Source organism: Kosakonia sp. MUSA4 (assembly GCF_013085925.1).
Classification (GTDB): domain Bacteria; phylum Pseudomonadota; class Gammaproteobacteria; order Enterobacterales; family Enterobacteriaceae; genus Kosakonia; species Kosakonia sacchari_B.
This window is the reverse complement of sequence record NZ_CP025697.1, coordinates 2,748,196-2,770,079: the sequence shown is the minus strand read 5'-3', so window position 1 is coordinate 2,770,079 and position 21,884 is coordinate 2,748,196. Positions and strand designations below refer to the sequence as shown.

20 protein-coding genes, 2 tRNA genes and 2 other RNA genes are annotated in these 21,884 nt (G+C 51.1%); 13 read left to right on the top strand and 11 right to left on the bottom strand.

Annotated features, from left to right (window positions below):
- Nucleotides 1-17: 17 nt before the first annotated feature.
- Nucleotides 18-902 carry a DMT family transporter gene (locus C0557_RS13140; protein WP_208658747.1) on the bottom strand — a complete coding sequence of 295 codons (885 nt, stop codon included), beginning with the start codon at nt 900-902 and terminating at the stop codon, nt 18-20.
- 109 nt (nt 903-1,011) lie between these two features.
- On the opposite strand from C0557_RS13140, the gene C0557_RS13135 reads away from it, so the two are divergent.
- Nucleotides 1,012-1,455 carry an Lrp/AsnC family transcriptional regulator gene (locus C0557_RS13135; RefSeq protein ID WP_208658746.1) on the top strand — a complete coding sequence of 148 codons (444 nt, stop codon included), beginning with the start codon at nt 1,012-1,014 and terminating at the stop codon, nt 1,453-1,455.
- A 59-nt stretch (nt 1,456-1,514) separates the two neighbouring features.
- Here C0557_RS13135 and C0557_RS13130 read toward each other — a convergent pair.
- The 6 genes from C0557_RS13130 to C0557_RS13105 form a co-directional block, all read right to left on the bottom strand.
- A non-coding RNA gene (locus tag C0557_RS13130) (RtT sRNA) lies at nt 1,515-1,646 on the bottom strand.
- Between the two features lie 45 nt (nt 1,647-1,691).
- Nucleotides 1,692-1,776, bottom strand: a tRNA-Tyr gene (locus C0557_RS13125).
- A 36-nt stretch (nt 1,777-1,812) separates the two neighbouring features.
- Nucleotides 1,813-1,897 (bottom strand) — tRNA-Tyr (locus tag C0557_RS13120).
- Nucleotides 1,898-1,923: 26 nt separating this feature from the next.
- Nucleotides 1,924-2,063, bottom strand: a non-coding RNA gene (locus C0557_RS13115) — RtT sRNA.
- Between the two features lie 174 nt (nt 2,064-2,237).
- Complete coding sequence (gene purU, locus C0557_RS13110; protein WP_208658745.1) at nt 2,238-3,080, bottom strand: formyltetrahydrofolate deformylase; 843 nt, start codon at nt 3,078-3,080, stop codon at nt 2,238-2,240.
- A gap of 48 nt (nt 3,081-3,128) precedes the next feature.
- Nucleotides 3,129-3,587 carry a YchJ family protein gene (locus tag C0557_RS13105; RefSeq protein WP_208658744.1) on the bottom strand — a complete coding sequence of 153 codons (459 nt, stop codon included), beginning with the start codon at nt 3,585-3,587 and terminating at the stop codon, nt 3,129-3,131.
- A 110-nt stretch (nt 3,588-3,697) separates the two neighbouring features.
- Here C0557_RS13105 and rssA point away from each other — a divergent pair, with 110 nt between their 5' ends.
- The 3 genes from rssA (at nt 3,698) to galU (ending at nt 6,817) form a co-directional block, all read left to right on the top strand.
- Nucleotides 3,698-4,606: a patatin-like phospholipase RssA gene (gene rssA / locus C0557_RS13100; RefSeq protein ID WP_208658743.1), complete on the top strand. Its 909-nt coding sequence runs from the start codon at nt 3,698-3,700 to the stop codon at nt 4,604-4,606.
- 88 nt (nt 4,607-4,694) lie between these two features.
- Nucleotides 4,695-5,708, top strand: a complete 1,014-nt coding sequence (gene rssB, locus C0557_RS13095; RefSeq protein ID WP_208658742.1) for a two-component system response regulator RssB — start codon at nt 4,695-4,697, stop codon at nt 5,706-5,708.
- 197 nt (nt 5,709-5,905) lie between these two features.
- Nucleotides 5,906-6,817 (top strand): UTP--glucose-1-phosphate uridylyltransferase GalU, encoded by a 912-nt coding sequence (gene galU / locus C0557_RS13090; RefSeq protein ID WP_035885501.1) that lies wholly within the window; start codon nt 5,906-5,908, stop codon nt 6,815-6,817.
- Between the two features lie 274 nt (nt 6,818-7,091).
- Here the strand turns inward: galU and hns are convergent, their stop codons facing one another.
- Nucleotides 7,092-7,505, bottom strand: coding sequence for a histone-like nucleoid-structuring protein H-NS (gene hns / locus C0557_RS13085; RefSeq protein ID WP_074780535.1), 414 nt, complete (start codon nt 7,503-7,505; stop codon nt 7,092-7,094).
- A gap of 536 nt (nt 7,506-8,041) precedes the next feature.
- On the opposite strand from hns, the gene tdk reads away from it, so the two are divergent.
- On the top strand, nt 8,042-8,671 hold the full coding sequence (gene tdk / locus C0557_RS13080; protein ID WP_074780538.1) for a thymidine kinase: 630 nt from the start codon (nt 8,042-8,044) through the stop codon (nt 8,669-8,671).
- A 58-nt stretch (nt 8,672-8,729) separates the two neighbouring features.
- Here tdk and adhE read toward each other — a convergent pair whose 3' ends face one another.
- A complete protein-coding gene (gene adhE / locus C0557_RS13075; RefSeq protein ID WP_074780541.1) occupies nt 8,730-11,417 on the bottom strand; it encodes a bifunctional acetaldehyde-CoA/alcohol dehydrogenase in 2,688 nt (895 codons plus the stop codon).
- A 477-nt stretch (nt 11,418-11,894) separates the two neighbouring features.
- Here adhE and C0557_RS13070 point away from each other — a divergent pair, with 477 nt between their 5' ends.
- The 6 genes from C0557_RS13070 to oppF all read left to right on the top strand — a co-directional run bounded on the left by C0557_RS13070 (nt 11,895) and on the right by oppF (nt 19,002).
- Nucleotides 11,895-12,539 carry a YchE family NAAT transporter gene (locus C0557_RS13070; RefSeq protein ID WP_007371895.1) on the top strand — a complete coding sequence of 215 codons (645 nt, stop codon included), beginning with the start codon at nt 11,895-11,897 and terminating at the stop codon, nt 12,537-12,539.
- Nucleotides 12,540-13,365: 826 nt separating this feature from the next.
- Nucleotides 13,366-14,997, top strand: a complete 1,632-nt coding sequence (gene oppA, locus C0557_RS13065) for an oligopeptide ABC transporter substrate-binding protein OppA (protein WP_208658741.1) — start codon at nt 13,366-13,368, stop codon at nt 14,995-14,997.
- Nucleotides 14,998-15,132: 135 nt separating this feature from the next.
- Complete coding sequence (gene oppB, locus C0557_RS13060; protein ID WP_007371898.1) at nt 15,133-16,053, top strand: oligopeptide ABC transporter permease OppB; 921 nt, start codon at nt 15,133-15,135, stop codon at nt 16,051-16,053.
- A 14-nt stretch (nt 16,054-16,067) separates the two neighbouring features.
- Nucleotides 16,068-16,976: an oligopeptide ABC transporter permease OppC gene (gene oppC, locus C0557_RS13055; RefSeq protein WP_007371899.1), complete on the top strand. Its 909-nt coding sequence runs from the start codon at nt 16,068-16,070 to the stop codon at nt 16,974-16,976.
- An 11-nt stretch (nt 16,977-16,987) separates the two neighbouring features.
- Nucleotides 16,988-18,001: an ABC transporter ATP-binding protein gene (locus C0557_RS13050; RefSeq protein ID WP_074780549.1), complete on the top strand. Its 1,014-nt coding sequence runs from the start codon at nt 16,988-16,990 to the stop codon at nt 17,999-18,001.
- The gene (gene oppF, locus C0557_RS13045) at nt 17,998-19,002 is read left to right on the top strand and encodes a murein tripeptide/oligopeptide ABC transporter ATP-binding protein OppF (RefSeq protein WP_074780552.1); all 1,005 of its coding nucleotides are present in this window, start codon (nt 17,998-18,000) and stop codon (nt 19,000-19,002) included. The genes C0557_RS13050 and oppF overlap by 4 nt, the downstream gene beginning before the upstream one ends.
- Nucleotides 19,003-19,056: 54 nt before the next feature.
- Here the strand turns inward: oppF and C0557_RS13040 are convergent, their stop codons facing one another.
- Both C0557_RS13040 and cls read right to left on the bottom strand, forming a co-directional pair.
- Nucleotides 19,057-19,386, bottom strand: a complete 330-nt coding sequence (locus C0557_RS13040; RefSeq protein WP_007371902.1) for an HI1450 family dsDNA-mimic protein — start codon at nt 19,384-19,386, stop codon at nt 19,057-19,059.
- 31 nt (nt 19,387-19,417) lie between these two features.
- Nucleotides 19,418-20,878, bottom strand: a complete 1,461-nt coding sequence (gene cls, locus C0557_RS13035) for a cardiolipin synthase (RefSeq protein WP_074780555.1) — start codon at nt 20,876-20,878, stop codon at nt 19,418-19,420.
- 139 nt (nt 20,879-21,017) lie between these two features.
- On the opposite strand from cls, the gene C0557_RS13030 reads away from it, so the two are divergent.
- Both C0557_RS13030 and C0557_RS13025 read left to right on the top strand, forming a co-directional pair.
- Nucleotides 21,018-21,191, top strand: coding sequence for a YciY family protein (locus C0557_RS13030; protein ID WP_208658740.1), 174 nt, complete (start codon nt 21,018-21,020; stop codon nt 21,189-21,191).
- Nucleotides 21,192-21,257: 66 nt separating this feature from the next.
- Entirely contained in the window at nt 21,258-21,878 is a 621-nt protein-coding gene (locus C0557_RS13025; RefSeq protein ID WP_208658739.1) for a LysE family translocator, read from the top strand.
- Nucleotides 21,879-21,884 lie beyond the last annotated feature (6 nt).

The window sequence follows — 21,884 nt, the reverse complement described above, 5'->3', positions numbered from 1 at the left end:
CTTTGCGGGGTTTTTTATTACCGTGAGGTGAGCGTCGCCGGGGCATTTCGCCGTTCACCCCAGCCAAGATTATTCCCTGCAGCCGCTAGCAGAATGAGCACGCCACCCGCCATTTGCACGAGACTGAGCGAGTGGCCAAACAACAAATTGTCGATAACAATCGCCACCAGCGGATAGATAAATGACAGGGAGCCAATTAACGGCGTGGGGAGTTTTTGTATGGCGCTATAAAGCAGTTGATACATCACGCCGGTATGCAGGATCCCCAGCGTCAATACCATGGCCCATGAAAAAGGCTGGGCAGGGGCTGAAATATGCGCCAGCGGCAGCAGCATCACTACGCCGGTCAGCACCTGAATCAGCGCAATATGTTGCGGCGGTAACTGGCGTAAACGCCGGGCAATCATTGCCGTCAGGGCATAGAAAAACGCGGCGCCTAACGCCATCGCCATCCCGCTAAGCCATTGCGCATTCGGATGGCGCAATTCGCTAAGCAGCAACAGCACGACGTCGGAAAAGGCCAGCAGCAACCATCCCCATTTTGTCAGCGTGACGCGTTCGCCGAGCAGCATACTCATCAGCACCAGCATAAAGGGTTGCGTGTTGTAGACCACCGTCGCCAGCCCCATCGAAATACGGCTGTAAGCGGCGAACAGCAGCAACCAGTTGATCACCAGCGCAACTCCCCCGGCAATGGCCAGAAGCAAGATTGTACGAGGGATGCGGCTTAGCGGTTGTTTGCTGAAGCGGATAAACAGAAAAAGGGTAAGTGCGCCTATCAGGCAGCGCCAGAAAACCACATCAATCACCGCCATCCCGCTGAGCAGGACAAATGCGCCAATCGATCCGGAAATAAGCATTGCCAGGCTCATTTGCCAGGCGCCCTCTGGAATAGTTTTCATCGATTACCTCCTGAAGTTGATGCGCTTATTGTCGAAAATCAGCGGCCAGCTTTACAGTGAGGATATAAGGTAAGGTATGATTAATTCCTTTATAAATTAGGTGAAAAGTATGGATTACGTTATTGATGACATCGATCGCGCCATTCTTGCCTCTCTGGCGCAAGATGCGCGTCAGTCGTTAAAAGTGCTTAGCGCCCGCGTAGGGCTTACTTCACCCAGCACGGCGGAGCGGGTTAAACGGCTGGAGGAGCGGGGCGTAATAGAGGGATATGGCGCGCGGGTAAATCTCGCGGCGCTGGATTATCGCTTACAGGCGCTGGTACGTGTCAGGCCGTTGCCCGGTATGTTGCAGAAAGTGGATAAACTGATTCAGGCGTTGCCCGAGTGTATAGAAAGTGACAAGGTCACCGGAGAAGATTGTTTCGTTATGCGGCTGGTTGTACGCTCCATCGAGCAACTGGATGCGCTGCTCGACACGATTTCCGAGTATGCACAATGCAATACGTCAATAGTGAAGAGTTCACCGGTTAAACGGCGATTACCGCCAATCTGACCATCGGCAAAATATGCGGGTATTGCACTGGATAAAAGCCGGGAAAGTGTCTTTNAAGATGGTGGTGGGGGAAGGATTATTCGGCGCTAAAGCGCCTCACCCTGCGGGTCGTTGCCTGCGGCAACGCGCTCTCGCGTTGCTCGAGTCGAACCTTAATCGAAGGTTCTCGACCTTCCCCGATCGGCAAAATATGCGGGTATTGCACTGGATAAAAGCCGGGAAAGTGTCTTTGAAGATGGTGGTGGGGGAAGGATTCGAACCTTCGAAGTCGATGACGGCAGATTTACAGTCTGCTCCCTTTGGCCGCTCGGGAACCCCACCAGGGGTAATACTTATTGTTGACGCATGTGCAGTAGATGGTGGTGGGGGAAGGATTCGAACCTTCGAAGTCGATGACGGCAGATTTACAGTCTGCTCCCTTTGGCCGCTCGGGAACCCCACCACGGGGTTACTACACTGCTGTGATGATGCAAGAGGGAAGGATTATTCGGAGCGTTGCTCCTCACCCTTCGGGTCGTTGCCAATGGCAACGCTCTCTCGCTGGCGCTCGAGTCGAACCTTGAAGTCGATGACGGCAGATTTGCAGTCAGCTCCCTTATGATCGCTCGGGAACCCCACCACGGGGTAAAGCTGGTTTTGTACTGGCCCGCTTCCATCTCGGGAAGCGCGGCGCATCATATCAAATGACGCGTCGCTGTAAAGCGCTGAAATACCAAAACTGAATCGGTTGCCTGCTTTTTGCACGTAATGGCGCAAACGCAGGCAATTCATTTTATTAATGATTAAAGAATAATCGTCCGGTTACCGTATACAAATACGCGTTGCGCCAGCACCTGATACAGCGCACGGCTCAGAACATTTTTCTCGACATCACGACCGGCGCGCATCATATCTTCTGCTGTATAGGTGTGATCCACATGAATGACGTCCTGCATAATGATTGGGCCTTCGTCCAGATTGTCATTCACATAGTGCGCAGTTGCTCCGATGATCTTCACACCGCGCTCATAAGCCTGATGATAAGGACGGGCACCGATAAAGGCAGGCAGGAACGAGTGGTGAATATTGATGATTTTATTCGGGAAGCGAGAAACAAACTCCGGCGTCAACACACGCATGTATTTCGCCAGCACCACGTAATCGGGCTGGTGGGCTTCAATCGCCTGCACCACCAGTGCGTCGTGCGCTTCGCGGGTCAGCCCTTCATGGCTTACCAGTTCGAAAGGAATGTCGAAGCGCTCTACCAGGGAACGCAGCGTATCGTGGTTACCAATAACGGCGGCAATCTCGACATCCAGCCCGCCATAGTTGGCTTTCATCAGCAGATCGCCGAGGCAATGCGCCTCTTTTGTCACCAGAATGACCACGCGGCGGCGACCGGCAGGGTTCAGTTCGCGAATGGAGCCTTCCGGCAGCGCGCTATCAAGATCGGCCAACAGCGTAGCGTCGTTAAAAATACCTTCCAGCTCGGTACGCATAAAAAAGCGTCCGGTGCGGTGATCAACAAACTCATTATTCTGCACAATGTTCAGTTCGTGCTTGTAACAAATGTTAGTGATCCGCGCGATAAGGCCTTTCTGGTCGGGGCAAATGGTGCGCAAAATTTTACGTTGTAATGAATGCATTGCCGGGTAAATCCTGTTGATGATGTTTGCTATGAGGTGATGCCTGGCTTATTGCCCGCAGCACTTTTTGAATTTTTTACCTGACCCGCAAGGGCAGGGATCGTTACGGCCAAACTGAGGACGCGTACCGTCGATATAATACCACTGGCCGTTCTCCTTCAAGAACCGGGAACGTTCGATTATCGCGCCATTCTTCCCCTTTTCCTGAAAGCGCGCCACAAAACTGACATAGCCTTCGTTGTCATTAGCGCCAGCAGCATGCTCAAATACCGTCAGACCCAGCCAGTGTGTATCGGCAAAACCGGCTTCAATTTGCTGGCGGAACGCATGCGCTTCGCAAGAGAGATGCCAGGTTTTGATCAGGTATTCGGTCTGATGAAGAACAAAAGCGGTGTAACGCGAGCGCATCAGGCGTGACGGATCCGGCGCAACCTGTGTACCAGACAGATAAGGCTGACAACATAGGCTATAATCGAGAGCGCTACCGCATGGGCAAGATTGAGACAAAATAGCATTCCAGGAATAATAAAAGCGGCGCGTTTGCGCCAGGGTAGCAATATGTTAACTGAGCCGTAGCGTTGTGGCTACAGTAAGCCGGGGGAAGTAGAACAAGCGTAATGAGAACGGTAAAAATAGGTTTGGCGCTCGGTTCAGGCGCGGCTCGGGGCTGGTCGCATATTGGTGTAATTAATGCCCTAGAGCGTGCCGGCATTGAGATCGATATTGTGGCAGGGTGTTCCATTGGATCTCTGGTAGGTGCAGCGTATTCCTGCGGGCGGCTGTCGGCGCTGGAATCGTGGGTGCGCGCCTTTAGCTACTGGGATGTGCTGCGGTTGATGGATGTCTCATGGCAGCGTGGTGGTTTGCTCCGTGGGGAGCGCGTGTTCAATCAATATCGCCAGATTTTGCCGTTTACTGAATTCAGCCAGTGCGAAAAGCGATTTGGCGCAGTGGCGACCAACCTGAGTACCGGGCGTGAACTCTGGTTCACCAGCGGCAATCTGCATCATGCAGTACGCGCTTCCTGTAGTATGCCTGGCCTTATGTCGCCAGTTGCGCATAATGGCTACTGGCTGGTTGATGGCGCGGTAGTTAACCCGGTTCCCATTTCATTGACCCGTGCGTTAGGTGCGGATGTCGTGATTGCTGTTGATTTACAGCATGATGCGCATTTGATGCAACAGGATCTCATGTCATTAAATCTCACGCAAAACGAAACAGAAAGCGCCGTCGGAGCGACATTAGCGTGGCATGAACGTCTGCGCGCGCGGCTGGGCCGCATTACGCCCAAACGTCCGGTAGCGCCAACCGCGATGGAGATCATGAGTACCTCAATTCAGGTGCTGGAGAACCGGCTTAAGCGCAACCGTATGGCGGGCGATCCCCCTGATATTTTGCTACAGCCTGTTTGCCCGCAAATATCGACGCTAGACTTTCACCGTGCGGACGCTGCCATTGCTGCTGGTCAGTTGGCGGTTGAAAAGAAAATCGATGAATTGATGCCTCTGGTGCGGACATCAGTGTGACTATTTTTACAAGAGTTCAGCAAATTCTGACAGGCGATTCCTGGCGAAGCATGCCACTATTAGTCTATCGTCAGGCAGGGGAGAAAAGATGACGCAGCCGTTAACCGGAAAACAAATACTGATCGTTGAAGACGAGCCCGTTTTCCGCTCGCTGCTGGATTCATGGCTCCTGTCATTAGGTGCGACAACGCTGCTTGCTGGTGATGGCGTGGACGCGCTGGAGTTGATGACAACATGTAAGCCTGATTTGATGATTTGCGATCTTGCGATGCCGCGCATGAATGGCCTGATGCTGATCGAGTCGTTACGTAATCAGGGCGATCAGACCCCGGTGCTGGTGATCTCCGCAACAGAAAATATGGCTGACATCGCTAAAGCGCTGCGTCTTGGTGTGCAGGACGTGGTGCTAAAACCGGTGAAAGATCTCAACCGCCTTAAAGAAACTATCTTTGCCTGTATTTATCCCAACATGTTTAACTCGCGCGTCGAAGAAGAGGAACGCTTGTTCCAGGACTGGGACGCGCTGGTAGGAAATCCGCAGGCGGCGGCCAATCTGTTGCAGGAACTTCAGCCGCCGGTACAGCAGGTGCTTTCCGGGTGCCGGGTAAATTATCGCCAATTAGTTTCAGCGGAAAATCCAGGTCTGGTACTGGATATTGCACCTATTTCTTCGCAGGATCTCGCCTTTTACTGCCTGGATGTTACCCGTGCCGGGAATAACGGCGTACTGGCTGCGCTATTATTGCGGGCGTTATTTAACGGCCTGTTGCAGGAGCAACTGTCGCATCAGCGTCAGCGTTTGCCCGAAATGGGAGCGTTACTTAAACAGGTGAATCAGCTTTTGCGCCAGGCAAATTTGCCGGGGCAATTTCCGCTGCTGGTGGGCTATTACCACAGCGATCTTAAAAACCTGATATTAGTTTCAGCCGGGCTTAATGCATCGTTAAATACCGGCGATCACCATATTCAAATTAGCAACGGTGTTCCGCTTGGCACATTGGGTAATACTTATCTTAATCAGTTGAGCCAGCGCTGTGACTCCTGGCAATGTCAGGTATGGGGCGCTGGAGGAAGGTTGCGCTTAATGTTGAGCGCGGAATGAGCGATCGCGTCATCCATTGCAGATACATTTACCCGTCGGATTAAACGGGTGGTACTATCGCCGCAGAATATGCGTATTTGTCCTAATTAGATGTAAGCGCGTCCTTTTCAGACCTGGTTGATGGGTGGGTGCTGATATACTCAGGCGCGAGTTAATTCATGAACATGTTCATAGTTTGAACAGTCCAGGAGATTTCAATGGCTGCAATAAATTCGAAAGTGACTAAAGCAGTAATCCCGGTAGCGGGATTGGGAACCAGGATGTTACCAGCGACCAAGGCAATTCCTAAAGAAATGTTGCCGCTGGTGGATAAGCCATTAATTCAGTATGTCGTTAATGAATGTATCGCTGCAGGTATTACGGAAATCGTTCTGGTTACACATTCATCCAAAAACTCTATTGAAAACCATTTCGATACCAGTTTCGAACTGGAAGCCATGCTGGAAAAACGTGTTAAACGTCAGCTGCTGGAAGAAGTTCAGTCCATTTGCCCGCCGCATGTCACTATTATGCAGGTTCGTCAGGGGCTGGCGAAAGGATTGGGGCACGCGGTACTGTGCGCGCATCCGGTAGTTGGCAATGAGCCAGTCGCGGTAATTCTTCCGGACGTTATTCTGGATGAATTTGAATCCGATCTTTCCCAGGACAACCTGGCTGAAATGATTAAACGTTTTGACGAAACGGGCGCCAGCCAGATTATGGTTGAGCCGGTTGCCGATGTGACCGCCTATGGTGTTGTTGACTGCAAAGGTGCCACGTTAAATCCAGGCGACAGCGTGCCGATGGTTGGCGTAGTGGAAAAACCGAAAGCCGACGTTGCACCGTCCAATCTGGCCGTGGTAGGCCGTTATGTACTCAGCGAGCAAATTTGGCCGCTGCTGGCGAAAACGCCTCCGGGAGCGGGTGATGAGATTCAGCTTACCGATGCGATTGATATGTTAATCGAAAAAGAAACGGTTGAAGCTTATCATATGAAAGGCAAGAGCCACGATTGTGGTAATAAGCTGGGATATATGCAGGCGTTCGTAGAATACGGTCTCCGTCACAATTCTCTGGGTGCAGAATTTAAAACCTGGCTGGAAGATACCGTAGGCGCCGGAAAAGCATAATCTTCTTCCTGTTGCCCTAATAAGGCCGGAGACAATAGTGCAATGCGCTGATTATCTCCGGCCTTTTTATTTTTGTGTTTCCAGGTGAAACATCCGTTAACTTCTTCTCGTAAGAACAAAGCGCACAAAAAGAATAACGTGATGCTGAGAATTTAAACAAAAGGCAAGCATAAGTATTGAGCGGGGATGGCAATACACTATATTTGTGAAGATATTGTGTGGTTCATCAAAAAAAATCCCGCCGGTGGCGGGATTTTTTCTGAAGCAGGCGTGATTACTCGCTGATCAGGAAATCGTCGAGCTGTTTGCCTTGTTCGTCCATCGCTTTTTTGATAACAGCAGGAGTACGACCCTGGCCAGTCCACGTTTTAGTTTCGCCGTTTTCATCAACGTAGCTATATTTAGCCGGACGTGCTGCGCGTTTAGCTTTTGTGCCAGATTTAGCAGCAGAAAGACTATTCAGCAATTCATTCGGGTCAATACCGTCAGCCATCAACATGTCGCGGTATTGTTGAAGTTTACGCGTACGTTCTTCAACTTCAGCTGCGGCGGCGCTTTCTTCCTCGCGACGTTCATTTACCACAACTTCTAATTTTTCCAGCATTTCTTCGAGCGTTTCCAGAGTGCATTCTCTTGCCTGCGCACGAAGAGTACGGATGTTGTTCAGAATTTTAAGTGCTTCGCTCATTGTAGTAATCTCAAACTTATATTGGGGTGGTTTGTTGGGCTAATAATAGAGCGTTAATTTGACCAGTGCAATAGCTGAGAATGTAAGGAATTCAAAATACCCATTTATTTCGATGATTTTTAAATATCGCTAACTTAAATTTAGCTTGAAGAATCGCACAAAACAGCGCTTATACCGATGACAAACTTCACCGTCAGGATCGCCGCTGCTTTCGATTAATCCAGAAAGGGTTATAGGCTCAATGGATAAATAACAGCCTTGTGTATTACGACATCAGATGGGGTTTTTCTTCTAAATTATTAATAATTTCCGAACCATAAGCTCAGAATGTTCTGATTAAAAATAGTATGTATACGGTTCGGTTTCTAATTGCTGTTTCTTAGGCAGTAACAAACCACTACATAAAGTTGCCTTATATCTATGAGTCCATAACCGGGCCAGATTTACTCAGGATCAGCTCTGGCTCAGGGTTAGCCGGATAAAATATGGTACAATCGCTGCCGGAATAACACACTTTGATTGGGGTTTTGCACGCAATGGCACAGCTTTATTTCTACTATTCAGCAATGAATGCAGGGAAATCTACAGCGTTACTACAGTCTTCGTACAATTATCAGGAACGCGGTATGCGTTCGGTTGTGTACACGGCTGAAATTGACGATCGCTTCGGAGCAGGGAAGGTAAGTTCACGTATTGGATTATCCTCACCTGCGCGTTTGTTTAATCAACACACGGCATTATTCGAAGAGATAAAAGCTGAACATACGCGTGAAGCGGTACATTGCGTGCTGGTGGATGAGAGCCAATTTTTAACGCGTGAACAGGTCTATGCATTGTCCGAAGTTGTTGATCAACTGGATATTCCGGTACTGTGCTATGGGCTACGTACAGATTTTCGTGGCGAGCTGTTCGTGGGAAGCCAATATTTACTCGCATGGTCAGATAAACTGGTCGAACTGAAAACCATCTGTTTCTGCGGACGTAAAGCCAGCATGGTACTGCGCCTGGATCAGGCCGGGCGTCCCTACAATGAAGGGGAGCAGGTGGTGATAGGCGGTAATGAGCGCTATGTCTCCGTGTGCCGTAAACACTACAAGGAAGCCCTTGCAGAAGGTTCGTTAACGGCGATACAGCAACGGGTACGCGGAACAACGTCCGATTGTTGAGTTTAATGTCAGATATAAAAAAACCCGCCGAAGCGGGTTTTTTTATTAGCTGAGATAATTAGGCGGTTTTCTTCGCTTTTTTATCTGCTTTTACAGCCGGTGGTACTGCCACTTCAACTTTCACTGATGCCGTATCACCTTCTTTGTACTCACGACCATAGAACGTATCCAGCAGGATTTGTTTCAGTTCGGAGATCAGCGGGTAACGCGGGTTAGCGCCGGTGCACTGGTCATCAAATGCGTCTTCAGACAGTTTATCCACGTTCGCAAGGAAATCTGCTTCCTGCACGCCAGCTTCACGGATAGATTTCGGAATACCCAGTTCAGCTTTCATGCTTTCCAGCCATGCCAGCAGTTTTTCAATTTTCGCTGCGGTACGGTCGCCAGGCGCGCTCAGGCCCAGGTGATCGGCGATCTCAGCATAGCGGCGACGCGCCTGCGGACGATCGTACTGGCTGAAAGCCGTTTGCTTGGTCGGGTTGTCATTCGCGTTGTAGCGGATAACGTTACAGATCAGCAGGGCGTTAGCCAGACCGTGCGGAATGTGGAACTGTGAGCCCAGTTTGTGCGCCATGGAGTGACACACGCCGAGGAAGGCGTTCGCAAACGCGATACCGGCGATGGTCGCTGCACTGTGAACGCGTTCACGGGCTACCGGGTTTTTAGAACCTTCGTTGTAAGACGCCGGCAGGTTTTCTTTCAACAGTTTCAGCGCCTGCAGCGCCTGACCATCGGAGAATTCGGAAGCCAGGACAGACACATAAGCTTCCAGTGCGTGCGTCACCGCGTCCAGGCCACCGAAAGCACACAGCGATTTCGGCATTTCCATTACGAGGTTGGCGTCGACAATGGCCATATCCGGGGTCAGTGCATAATCCGCCAGCGGGTATTTCTGACCGGTTGCATCATCGGTCACCACGGCAAACGGCGTCACTTCAGAACCGGTACCGGAAGTGGTGGTGACAGCGACCATTTTCGCTTTCACGCCCATTTTCGGGAACTTGTAGATACGTTTACGGATGTCCATAAAGCGCAGCGCCAGCTCTTCGAAATGGGTTTCCGGGTGTTCATACATCACCCACATGATTTTCGCGGCATCCATCGGGGAACCACCGCCAAGCGCGATGATGATGTCCGGTTTGAAGGAGTTCGCCAGTTCCGCACCTTTACGCACGATGGTCAGTGTCGGGTCAGCTTCAACTTCGAAGAACACTTCAGTTTCCACGCCAGCCGCTTTCAGCACAGAGGTGATCTGGTCTGCGTAGCCATTGTTGAAGAGGAAACGGTCGGTCACGATAAGCGCGCGTTTGTGACCATCAGTAATCACTTCATCCAGCGCGATGGGCAGTGAGCCACGGCGGAAGTAGATAGATTTCGGAAGTTTATGCCACAACATGTTTTCAGCTCGCTTAGCAACGGTTTTCTTGTTGATCAGGTGTTTCGGACCAACGTTTTCGGAGATGGAGTTACCACCCCAGGAACCACAACCCAGAGTCAGGGAAGGCGCGAGTTTAAAGTTATACAGGTCACCGATACCACCCTGTGATGCCGGGGTGTTGATCAGGATACGGGCGGTTTTCATCTTCTGACCGAAGAAGGCGACACGCTCCGGCTGGTTATCCTGGTCGGTATACAGGCAGGAGGTATGACCGATACCGCCCATGGCGACCAGTTTCTCAGCTTTTTCTACCGCGTCTTCGAAATCTTTCGCACGGTACATTGCCAGCGTCGGGGAGAGTTTTTCATGTGCAAAGGGTTCACTTTCATCAACCACTTTCACTTCACCAATCAGGATCTTGGTCGTGGCCGGAACGGTGAAGCCGGCAAGTTCAGCAATTTTATAGGCTGGCTGACCAACGATAGCGGCGTTCAGCGCGCCATTTTTCAGGATAATGTCCTGAACGGCTTTCAGTTCTTTACCCTGCAACAGGTAGCCACCGTGGCTGGCGAAACGTTCACGAACGGCGTCATACACGGAATCGACAACAACGACAGATTGTTCAGATGCGCAGATCACGCCGTTATCGAAGGTTTTGGACATCAATACGGATGCGACGGCACGCTTGATATCGGCCGTTTCGTCGATAACAACCGGGGTGTTACCTGCGCCTACGCCAATTGCTGGTTTACCGGAACTGTACGCCGCTTTAACCATACCCGGGCCACCGGTGGCCAGAATCAGGTTAATGTCAGGGTGGTGCATCAGTGCGTTGGATAATTCAACAGACGGCTGGTCAATCCAGCCGATCAAATCTTTCGGCGCGCCAGCGGCAATCGCAGCCTGCAGAACGATGTCTGCGGCTTTGTTAGTGGCATCTTTAGCGCGCGGATGTGGAGAGAAGATAATTGCGTTACGGGTCTTCAGGCTAATCAGCGATTTGAAGATAGCAGTAGAGGTTGGGTTAGTGGTCGGAACGATACCACAGATGATGCCGATAGGTTCCGCGATGGTGATGGTGCCGAAGGTATCATCTTCAGACAGCACACCACAGGTTTTCTCATCTTTATAGGCGTTGTAGATATACTCAGAAGCGAAGTGGTTTTTAATCACTTTATCTTCAACGATACCCATACCCGATTCGGCAACGGCCATTTTAGCGAGAGGGATTCGGGCATCTGCGGCTGCCAGGGCGGCGGCACGGAAGATTTTATCTACTTGCTCTTGAGTAAAGTTGGCATATTCACGCTGGGCTTTTTTCACTCGTTCAACGAGCGCGTTAAGTTCAGCGACATTAGTAACAGCCATAATGCTCTCCTGATAATGTTAAACTCTTTTAGTAAACCAGCTGTCCAGGGTGAAATTATAGACAGGCCGGCTGCAGGTTGCATAAGGTTCAGAAAAACAAGGACTTAACGCCAACCCAATACTACTGGTTTACTGAAAGAGCCTTAACAGAAAAGTCGCATTTATTGACGATTTTGCTCTCTTTTCGTGGATTCAAGATTACCCACTTCTGAGTAAGTAATGCGTGATCTATGTCAAGTTTCAGCGAAGCTGACACCTTTCAGCAGGCCAGTTTTGGGCGTTTGTATCAAATGTTAATGGCATTTGGCCAGGCGCGCCGTAAGATTATCACAATTACAACAACTGAGTAACGCGCTGTATTGCATGATTTTTCTGCAAATCTTAATGAACAGCGGCATGAAAACGCGTATCTTCTGCATGGATTTTCCTGCCACGCCGATATAGTTGATATAGGGTGACATTACGGAGCTTACAGCGGTGCAAACATTGATAGATTTACCTCTTTATTTTAAATTTTTTATTGGCCTTTTTGCGTTGGTGAACCCGGTCGGCATCATTCCGGTTTTTATCAGCATGACCAGTTATCAGATGGTTGGGGCGCGAAATAAAACCAACCTTACAGCAAACGTCTCAGTGGCAATTATCCTCTGGACTTCTTTATTTCTCGGTAATGGTATTTTGCAGTTATTCGGCATCTCGATTGATTCGTTCCGCATTGCCGGCGGCATTCTGGTTGTCACCATTGCCATGTCGATGATCAGCGGCAAACTTGGCGAGGATAAACAGAATAAACAAGAGAAGTCAGAAACCGCGATTCGCGAAAGTATTGGCGTGGTGCCGCTGGCATTACCTTTGATGGCGGGGCCTGGTGCCATCAGCTCCACGATTGTGTGGGGGACGCGCTATCACAACCTGGTGCATTTAATCGGTTTTACTGTGGCAATTGCGCTATTTGCCTTCTGTTCTTGGGGATTGTTCCGCATCGCGCCATGGTTAGTGCGTTTACTGGGTCAAACCGGCATCAACGTTATCACGCGTATTATGGGGTTACTACTGATGGCGCTGGGCATTGAGTTTATTGTCGGCGGCATAAGATCCTTGTTCCCCGGTCTGCTGAACTGATTCACCTTTATTAAGTACGGCTGAGCTGACTGTTATCTCTTCCTTTATATAACAGGTAAATTCAGCCGCTACGAACCCGCCCGGAAAAGTCAAAAATTAGTAAAAGATATGAAGAATGCGCAAAGCAGCACGAAATATAATAATTTACACTCATCAGAAAATCTGTTCCCAATCAGCGAATTATAAGTAATGTGAATCGATCCTGCGCGTATTTCGCGCAATTGACGCTGTTATTTCTTTCACACCATACTATTGGGCTTGCCGTGACATAATTGAAATGATATTAGTACTTTCAGACTTCCCGCAGATGAATGTGCTAAAAAGTAGTCAATTGTTGATTATTTGTGCAAAGTAATACGGCTTCTGCAAAAAAGCATTACATGGTGGTAATGCTCCCTTATCTTCTTGATTTAAAGAGATAAAAAACTTACAGGGAGGCTGTGCATGCAGCGCTTCATGGCTCGTGCTGTGTCGCGAAAGAGAAATGGTTAACAAATTTGCAAATTGTATTGGCGGCAGTGTGAGGCATTTGATATTTTCCGCCCTTATATTTAGCTCCTTATAATTTGCAAGATAAACAATATAGATGAGAATCGTTTTCATATAACGACCATCGCCAGAATCAGAGCTGTCTCGACAGGGGAGGCAGTTTACCGAATCGACGTAAGATTGCCGTTTGAGCGATCCGTAATAAAAAAGTCGGTGATAGCAGCAGTAAAAAGATGTCTGATAGCGCCAAAAAGCTCCTGCGCTCTTCAGGCCCCCACAGGGGATGAAACACGCTGACGTCAACGTCAGTAATTATAATGAGTGGAGTATCAACACAATGTCCATCATCACAAAGAAAAGTCTGGTAGCAGCAGGAGTTCTGGCTGCGCTAATTACCGGCAACGCGGCAATGGCTGCTGACGTTCCGGCAGGTGTTCAACTGGCGGATAATCAGACGCTGGTCCGTAATAACGGTTCTGAAGTGCAATCTCTCGACCCGCACAAAATTGAAGGGGTTCCTGAATCCAACGTTAGCCGCGATCTGTTCGAAGGTCTGCTGATCTCTGACGTTGAAGGCCACCCGACCGCCGGTGTTGCAGAGAAGTGGGAAAACAAAGATTTTAAAGTCTGGACCTTCCATCTGCGCAAAAACGCAAAATGGTCCGACGGAACGCCGGTAACGGCACACGATTTCGTCTACAGCTGGCAGCGTCTGGCGGATCCGAAAACGGCTTCTCCGTATGCGAGCTACCTGCAATACGGCCACATCGCTAATATCGACGACGTTATCGCCGGTAAAAAACCCGTCACCGATCTCGGCGTAAAAGCTATTGATGACAATACCTTTGAAGTGACGCTTAGCGAGCCGGTTCCTTATTTCTACAAACTGCTGGTTCACCCGTCAGTTTCTGCTGTGCCTAAAGCCGCTATTGAGAAATTCGGTGAAAAATGGACTCAGCCAGCCAACATCGTCACCAACGGTGCTTACAAACTGAAAGACTGGGTAGTCAACGAACGTATTGTTCTTGAGCGTAACACCAACTATTGGGATAACGCTAAAACGGTGATCAACCAGGTTACCTACCTGCCGATCTCTTCTGAAGTAACAGACGTTAACCGCTATCGCAGCGGCGAAATCGACATGACTTACAACAACATGCCGATTGAACTGTTCCAGAAGCTGAAAAAAGAGATTCCTAAAGAAGTACACGTCGATCCGTACCTGTGTACTTATTACTACGAAATCAACAACCAAAAAGCGCCATTCACTGACGTTCGTGTTCGTACCGCCCTGAAACTGGCGCTGGATCGCGACATCATCGTTAATAAAGTGAAAAATCAGGGCGATCTGCCGGCATACAGCTACACGCCGCCGTATACCGATGGTGCAAAACTGACTGAACCTGCCTGGTTCAAAATGACCCAGGAACAGCGTAACGCCGAAGCGAAAAAACTGCTGGCCGAAGCCGGTTATACTGCGGACAAACCGCTCTCCTTCAGCCTGCTGTACAACACGTCTGACCTGCATAAAAAACTGGCGATCGCCGTGGCTTCCATCTGGAAGAAAAACCTTGGCGCTAACGTAACGCTGGAAAACCAGGAGTGGAAAACTTTCCTCGACACGCGTCATCAGGGCACCTTCGATGTGGCACGTGCGGGCTGGTGTGCGGACTACAACGAGCCGACCTCCTTCCTGAATACCATGCTGTCCGACAGCTCTAACAACACCGCGCACTATAAGAGCCCGGCGTTTGACAAGCTGATTGCCGACACGCTGAAAGTCACTGACGAAGCGCAGCGTACTGAGCTTTACTCCAAAGCTGAACAGCAGTTGGATAAAGACTCGGCGATCGTTCCGGTGTACTACTACGTGAACGCCCGTCTGGTGAAAACCTGGGTTGGCGGCTACACCGGTAAAGACCCGATGGATAATATCTACGTTAAAAACTTGTATATTATCAAGCATTAATGGCAATGAGTGGGGCAGGGCGACCTGCCCCACAGTGTCTTATTTTTTACGCAACAGAATACACATCATGCACGGACGGCTAAATTGCGGTCTGGAAGCGAATGTGTAAAAGGCACAGGCCAGAAGGTACGGGCAATGTTGAAATTTATCCTACGTCGCTGTCTTGAAGCGATCCCAACGCTTTTCATCCTTATCACGATTTCGTTCTTTATGATGCGTCTTGCACCGGGCAGTCCTTTTACCGGTGAACGTGCGCTTGCGCCGGAAGTGATGGCGAATATTGAAGCGAAATACCATTTAAACGATCCGATCACGACGCAGTATTTCAGCTATCTGAAACAGCTGGCGCATTTCGATTTCGGACCGTCATTTAAATACAAAGACTACACCGTAAACGATCTGGTTGCGGCCAGCTTCCCGGTTTCAGCGAAATTAGGGGCGGCAGCCTTTATTCTCGCGATTGTCTTTGGCGTTACTGCAGGCGTTGTTGCTGCGTTAAACCAGAACACGAAATGGGACTACACGGTGATGGGGCTGGCAATGACCGGGGTAGTGATCCCCAGTTTTGTTGTCGCGCCATTATTAGTGATGATTTTCGCCATTATATTGAAATGGCTGCCCGCCGGTGGCTGGAATGGCGGTGCACTGAAATTCATGATCCTGCCGATGGTTGCGCTCTCTCTGGCCTATATCGCCAGCATCGCCCGTATTACGCGCGGTTCAATGATTGAGGTATTACACTCAAACTTTATTCGTACCGCGCGGGCGAAAGGGTTGCCGATGCGCCGCATTATCTTCCGCCATGCGCTGAAACCTGCGCTGTTGCCGGTACTCTCTTATATGGGGCCTGCGTTTGTCGGTATTATTACCGGTTCAATGGTTATCGAGACCATTTATGGTCTGCCGGGTATTGGCCAACTGTTTGTGAACGGCGCGCTGAACCGTGACTATTCGCTGGTACTGAGCCTGACTATCCTTGTTGGGGCGCTAACCATTATCTTTAACGCGATCGTTGATGTGCTGTATGCCGTTATCGATCCGAAGATCCGTTATTAACACTGGAGTTCGCCATGATGTTAAGTAAGAAAAACAGCGAGGCGCTGGAAAACTTCAGTGAGAAACTTGAAGTCGAAGGACGTAGTCTGTGGCAGGATGCACGCCGCCGCTTTATGCATAACCGCGCGGCGGTTGCCAGCCTGGTTGTGCTGTTGCTGATCGCACTGTTTGTGACGCTGGCGCCAATGGTTTCACAATTCACCTATTTCGATACCGACTGGGGCATGATGTCGAGCCAGCCGGATATGGAGTCCGGCCACTATTTTGGTACCGACTCCTCCGGGCGCGATCTGCTGGTGCGCGTAGCGATCGGTGGACGTATCTCGCTGATGGTCGGCATTGCTGCGGCGCTGGTGGCAGTTGTGGTCGGTACGCTTTACGGATCGCTTTCCGGCTACCTCGGCGGCAAGACCGATTCCGTCATGATGCGTCTGCTGGAAATCCTCAACTCCTTCCCGTTTATGTTCTTCGTTATCTTGCTGGTGACTTTCTTTGGGCAAAATATTCTGCTCATTTTTGTGGCGATCGGCATGGTCTCCTGGCTGGATATGGCGCGTATCGTTCGCGGTCAGACCTTAAGCCTGAAGCGTAAAGAGTTTATCGAAGCGGCGCAGGTTGGCGGTGTTTCTACGGCGAATATCGTGGTGCGTCACATCGTACCAAACGTGCTGGGCGTGGTAGTGGTGTACGCGTCGCTGCTGGTGCCGAGCATGATCCTGTTCGAGTCCTTCCTCAGCTTCTTGGGGTTGGGGACGCAGGAGCCGCTGAGCAGTTGGGGCGCGCTGTTAAGCGATGGCGCCAACTCAATGGAAGTGTCTCCGTGGCTGCTGCTGTTCCCGGCGGGTTTCCTCGTTGTCACCCTGTTCTGTTTTAACTTTATCGGCGATGGCTTGCGTGATGCCCTCGACCCGAAAGATCGTTAAGGAGTGCTGTCATGAGCATTACTGAAACCTCATTAGCGTCCTCGACGCGGCAGCAATCGGACCTTCTGCTGGATGTCAAAGATTTGCGGGTCACCTTCCAGACACCGGATGGTGATGTTACGGCGGTTAACGATCTCAATTTCTCGCTGCGTGCGGGTGAAACTCTGGGTATCGTTGGTGAGTCCGGTTCCGGCAAATCGCAGACTGCATTTGCGCTGATGGGGCTGCTGGCGGCTAACGGTCGCATTGGCGGTTCTGCGACGTTTAACGGTAAAGAGATCCTCAATTTGCCGGAGCAGGTGCTGAACAAACTGCGCGCCGAGCAGATCTCCATGATTTTCCAGGATCCAATGACCTCGTTGAACCCGTATATGCGGGTTGGCGAGCAGTTAATGGAAGTCCTGATGTTGCACAAAGGCATGGGCAAAGCGGAAGCGTTTGAAGAATCCGTAAAAATGCTCGATGCGGTGAAAATGCCGGAAGCGCGTAAGCGCATGCGCATGTATCCGCATGAGTTTTCCGGTGGCATGCGCCAGCGTGTGATGATCGCAATGGCGTTGATGTGCCGGCCTAAACTGCTGATTGCCGACGAGCCAACTACCGCGCTGGATGTGACCGTGCAGGCGCAGATCATGACTTTGCTGAATGAACTGAAACGTGAATTCAACACCGCGATTATCATGATCACCCACGACCTCGGTGTGGTTGCCGGTATCTGTGACAAAGTGCTGGTGATGTACGCCGGGCGCACCATGGAATATGGCAACGCGCGCGATGTGTTCTACCAGCCGTCTCATCCTTACTCCATCGGCCTGCTGAACGCCGTGCCGCGTCTGGACGCGGAAGGTGAAGCGCTGTTGACCATTCCAGGTAACCCGCCGAACTTACTGCGTCTGCCGAAAGGCTGCCCGTTCCAGCCGCGCTGCCCGCATGCGATGGAAATCTGTAACAGTGCTCCACCGCTGGAGCAGTTTGCCCCGGGCCGCCTGCGCGCCTGCTTTAAGTCGGTAGAGGAACTGGTATGAACGCGATGACCGAAGAGAGAAAAGTGCTGCTGGAAATCGCCGATCTGAAGGTGCATTTCGATATCAAAGATGGCAAACAGTGGTTCTGGCAACCGGCCAAAACCCTGAAAGCGGTCGATGGCGTCACTCTGCGTCTGTACGAAGGTGAAACCCTCGGCGTGGTGGGCGAATCTGGCTGCGGTAAATCGACGTTTGCCCGTGCCATTATCGGGCTGGTAAAAGCCACCGACGGCAAAGTGGCCTGGCTGGGTAAAGATCTGCTGGGCATGAAACCGGAAGAGTGGCGCGAGGTGCGCAGCGATATCCAGATGATTTTCCAGGATCCGCTGGCGTCGCTGAACCCGCGTATGACTATCGGGGAAATCATTGCCGAGCCGTTGCGCACCTATCACCCGAAAATGTCGCGTCAGGAAGTGCGCGATCGCGTGAAAACGATGATGATGAAGGTCGGTTTGTTGCCGAACTTGATCAACCGCTACCCGCATGAGTTTTCCGGCGGTCAGTGTCAGCGTATTGGTATTGCCCGCGCGCTGATCCTTGAACCCAAGCTGATTATTTGTGATGAGCCGGTGTCCGCACTGGATGTGTCGATTCAGGCGCAGGTGGTGAACCTGCTGCAACAACTGCAACGTGAAATGGGGCTGTCACTGATCTTTATCGCCCATGATCTGGCCGTTGTGAAGCACATCTCCGATCGCGTGCTGGTGATGTATCTCGGGCACGCCGTTGAGCTGGGTACTTACGATGAGGTGTATCAGAACCCGCTACATCCGTACACCAAAGCGCTGATGTCGGCTGTGCCGGTTCCCGATCCGGATCTGGAAAAGAATAAAACTATCCAGTTGCTGGAAGGGGATTTACCGTCGCCGATTAACCCACCGTCAGGTTGTGTCTTCCGCACCCGTTGCCCGATTGCCGGGCCGGAATGCGCGCAGACGCGTCCGGTACTGGAAGGCAGTTTCCGCCATGCGGTCTCCTGCCTGAAAGTCGACCCGTTATAAGCGATGCATAAAAAAGGGCTGACATTTGTCAGCCCTTTTTACTTCCACGGCAGCTTATTCGCGCCACAGAATATGGCAAAGTTTGTGATCTTTCTCGCGGCACAGCAGAACGCGCGCGAAGATGTCATTGAGTTCTCCACCGTCGGTGTCTGCCAGCCCGATCACCACTTCAGCGAAGAAGTCAGGGTTTAAATCGTAATCAACATGCTCCGCCCAATCTTCGCCTGGATCAAACAGCTCTGCGCCGCCACGCTCTTCAAATTGCAGGTTGAAAAGAATGATGTCCGCCGGGTCAAGGTTGTCCGCCGCCAGTTCGAGGAAGATGTCATAAGCCTGTTCGAGCGTTTCGTCTTCGGTCAGGCGATTGTTCAGATCCATTTCCATGATTTACCTCTTCATGTCTGTTGGGCACGTTTTACAGCAACGGACTAAAGAAGTAAAACAGTCGTTCAGCAATCCGGTGCCAGAACGGGCGTTTTACCCACAAGCGCGCATCAAGTAACCGGGAACGGGAGATATAATCATCCTGCACCGCCGCCAGATCGCCGCCAAAACCGGCATCATCAATCACCAGCGTGATCTCAAAATTCAGCCACAAACTGCGCATATCAAGGTTCACGGTGCCAATCAGGCTCAATTCGCCATCAACCAGCACGCTTTTGGTGTGCAACAGGCCACCTTCAAACTGATAAATCTTCACCCCGGCCGCCAGCAACTCAGTGAAGAAGGCGCGGCTGGCCCAACCGACCAGCACCGAGTCGTTTTTGCGCGGCAGAATAATGCTCACATCGACGCCGCGCTGCGCCGCCGTGCAAATAGCGTGCAGCAAGTCGTCACTGGGTACGAAATAGGGCGTGGTCATGATCAGGTATTCACGCGAGGCGTAAACGGCGGTCAGCAATGCCTGGTGAATCAAATCCTCCGGAAACCCAGGCCCCGAGGCAATGGTGTGAATTGTATGCCCGCTGGCTTCTTCAAACGGCATGATATTGGCATCCGGCGGCGGTGGCAGAATGCGCTTGCCGGTCTCAATCTCCCAGTCGCAGGAGTAAACGATGCCCATCGCCGTGGCAACCGGGCCTTCCATACGCGCCATCAAATCGACCCACTGGCCGACGCCAGCGTCCTGTTTGAAGAAGCGCGGATCAACCATATTCATACTGCCGGTGTAGGCAATATAGTTATCGATGAGCACAATCTTGCGGTGCTGGCGTAAATCCATACGACGTAAAAAAACGCGCATCAGATTTACTTTCAGCGCCTCGACTACCTCGATGCCCGCATTGCGCATCATCGCGGCCCAGGGGCTACGGAAGAATGCCACGCTACCCGCAGAGTCGAGTAACAGACGGCAGTGCACGCCGCGTCGTGCTGCGGCCATCAGCGATTCTGCCACTTGATCGGCCATTCCGCCGGGCTGCCAGATGTAGAACACCATCTCGATGTTGTGCCTGGCGAGCTGAATATCGCGGATCAGCGCCTGCATCACATCATCGCTGGAAGTCAGCAGTTGCAACTGGTTGCCTTTTACGCCCGCGATACCCTGGCGCCGTTCGCACAATTTAAATAATGACGAAGCAACGCTGCTGTTTTCCTGCGCAAAGATGCGGTTAAAGTTTTTTAAATCGTTGAGCCATTTGGCGGTAGAAGGCCACATGGCGCGGGCGCGCTCGGCGCGGCGTTTGCCGAGATGTAATTCGCCCAGCGAGAGATAAGCGATAATCCCTACCAGTGGCAGAATATAGATAATTAACAGCCAGGCCATCGCTGATGTTACCGCCCGCCGTTTCATTAAAATACGCAGGGTTACACCAGCAATTAGTAGCCAGTAACCTAAGACAATCAGCCAACTCATTACGGTGTAAAAAGCGGACATAGATAAAAATCCTTTTAAAAACCACATCTCATGAGTTTACGCATCCGCATTAATCTGGCAAATAAAAACGCGGAAAAGCACTGGTCTGGGAAAAACGACGGACTATAATGGCCTCTCTGTTTTGTTCAGAGTTGTAAAAATGAAGCGTAGTCGAACGGAAGTGGGGCGCTGGCGTATGCTTCGGCAGATGAGCCGCCGTAAAGCCCGCTGGCTGGAAGCGCAATCACGCCGCAATATGCGCATCCACACCATCAGAAAATGCGGCGTAAATCGCCATCGTAATGTGCTGTTGTTCGCCATTTACGATCTTTGATACCCGGGCACCGATAAGGTGCCCGCGGTCGTTTTAGGGCTTTCTTTTATCTACAGGAGAGGCTGCATGTCGGTTATTGATAGTCTTCTTGCATTTACTTTTGCGGCCACGCTGCTGACGTTAACACCCGGGCTTGATACCGCGCTGATACTGCGTACGGCGGCGGTGGAAGGACGTAAGCAGGCATTCAAAGCCGCGCTGGGTATCAATACCGGATGCCTGATTTGGGGCGCGATGGTCGCCTTCGGCCTTGGCGCGCTGATTGCGGTTTCTGAACTCGCTTATAACATCCTGAAGTATTGCGGCGCCGCCTACCTCTGCTGGTTGGGGCTGAATATGCTGCTACGCCCGCGCGGTTCACTGGCTACAGGCAATGGGGCGCAAACTAAAGCGCAAAACTGGTTTATAAAAGGCATGCTGGGTAATGTGCTGAATCCTAAAGTCGGCATCTTTTACGTCTCTTTTTTGCCGCAATTTATTCCGCACGGGCAGCCGCTGATCGCCTGGACATTCGGCCTGGTAATGATTCATGTTGTGCTGGGCTCCTGCTGGTCAACGGTATTAATTTCGGCGACCCGCCCGCTGTCGTCATTCTTGCGTAAAGAGAGAGTGATACGCTGGATGGATCGCAGTACCGGCATGGTGTTCCTGCTGTTTGCCACCCGCCTGGCCATGAGCAAGCGTTAACGGATA

Coding starts and splice junctions, on each gene's coding strand:
- C0557_RS13040 (WP_007371902.1), bottom strand. CDS start 19,386: ATGGAAATGGATCTGAACAATCGCCTGACCGAAGACGAAACGCTCGAA.
- C0557_RS13025 (WP_208658739.1), top strand. CDS start 21,258: ATGTCGGTTATTGATAGTCTTCTTGCATTTACTTTTGCGGCCACGCTG.
- hns (WP_074780535.1), bottom strand. CDS start 7,505: ATGAGCGAAGCACTTAAAATTCTGAACAACATCCGTACTCTTCGTGCG.
- rssA (WP_208658743.1), top strand. CDS start 3,698: ATGAGAACGGTAAAAATAGGTTTGGCGCTCGGTTCAGGCGCGGCTCGG.
- galU (WP_035885501.1), top strand. CDS start 5,906: ATGGCTGCAATAAATTCGAAAGTGACTAAAGCAGTAATCCCGGTAGCG.
- C0557_RS13050 (WP_074780549.1), top strand. CDS start 16,988: ATGAGCATTACTGAAACCTCATTAGCGTCCTCGACGCGGCAGCAATCG.
- purU (WP_208658745.1), bottom strand. CDS start 3,080: ATGCATTCATTACAACGTAAAATTTTGCGCACCATTTGCCCCGACCAG.
- cls (WP_074780555.1), bottom strand. CDS start 20,878: ATGTCCGCTTTTTACACCGTAATGAGTTGGCTGATTGTCTTAGGTTAC.
- oppF (WP_074780552.1), top strand. CDS start 17,998: ATGAACGCGATGACCGAAGAGAGAAAAGTGCTGCTGGAAATCGCCGAT.
- oppC (WP_007371899.1), top strand. CDS start 16,068: ATGATGTTAAGTAAGAAAAACAGCGAGGCGCTGGAAAACTTCAGTGAG.
- adhE (WP_074780541.1), bottom strand. CDS start 11,417: ATGGCTGTTACTAATGTCGCTGAACTTAACGCGCTCGTTGAACGAGTG.
- tdk (WP_074780538.1), top strand. CDS start 8,042: ATGGCACAGCTTTATTTCTACTATTCAGCAATGAATGCAGGGAAATCT.
- oppA (WP_208658741.1), top strand. CDS start 13,366: ATGTCCATCATCACAAAGAAAAGTCTGGTAGCAGCAGGAGTTCTGGCT.
- C0557_RS13135 (WP_208658746.1), top strand. CDS start 1,012: ATGGATTACGTTATTGATGACATCGATCGCGCCATTCTTGCCTCTCTG.
- oppB (WP_007371898.1), top strand. CDS start 15,133: ATGTTGAAATTTATCCTACGTCGCTGTCTTGAAGCGATCCCAACGCTT.
- rssB (WP_208658742.1), top strand. CDS start 4,695: ATGACGCAGCCGTTAACCGGAAAACAAATACTGATCGTTGAAGACGAG.
- C0557_RS13140 (WP_208658747.1), bottom strand. CDS start 902: ATGAAAACTATTCCAGAGGGCGCCTGGCAAATGAGCCTGGCAATGCTT.
- C0557_RS13030 (WP_208658740.1), top strand. CDS start 21,018: ATGAAGCGTAGTCGAACGGAAGTGGGGCGCTGGCGTATGCTTCGGCAG.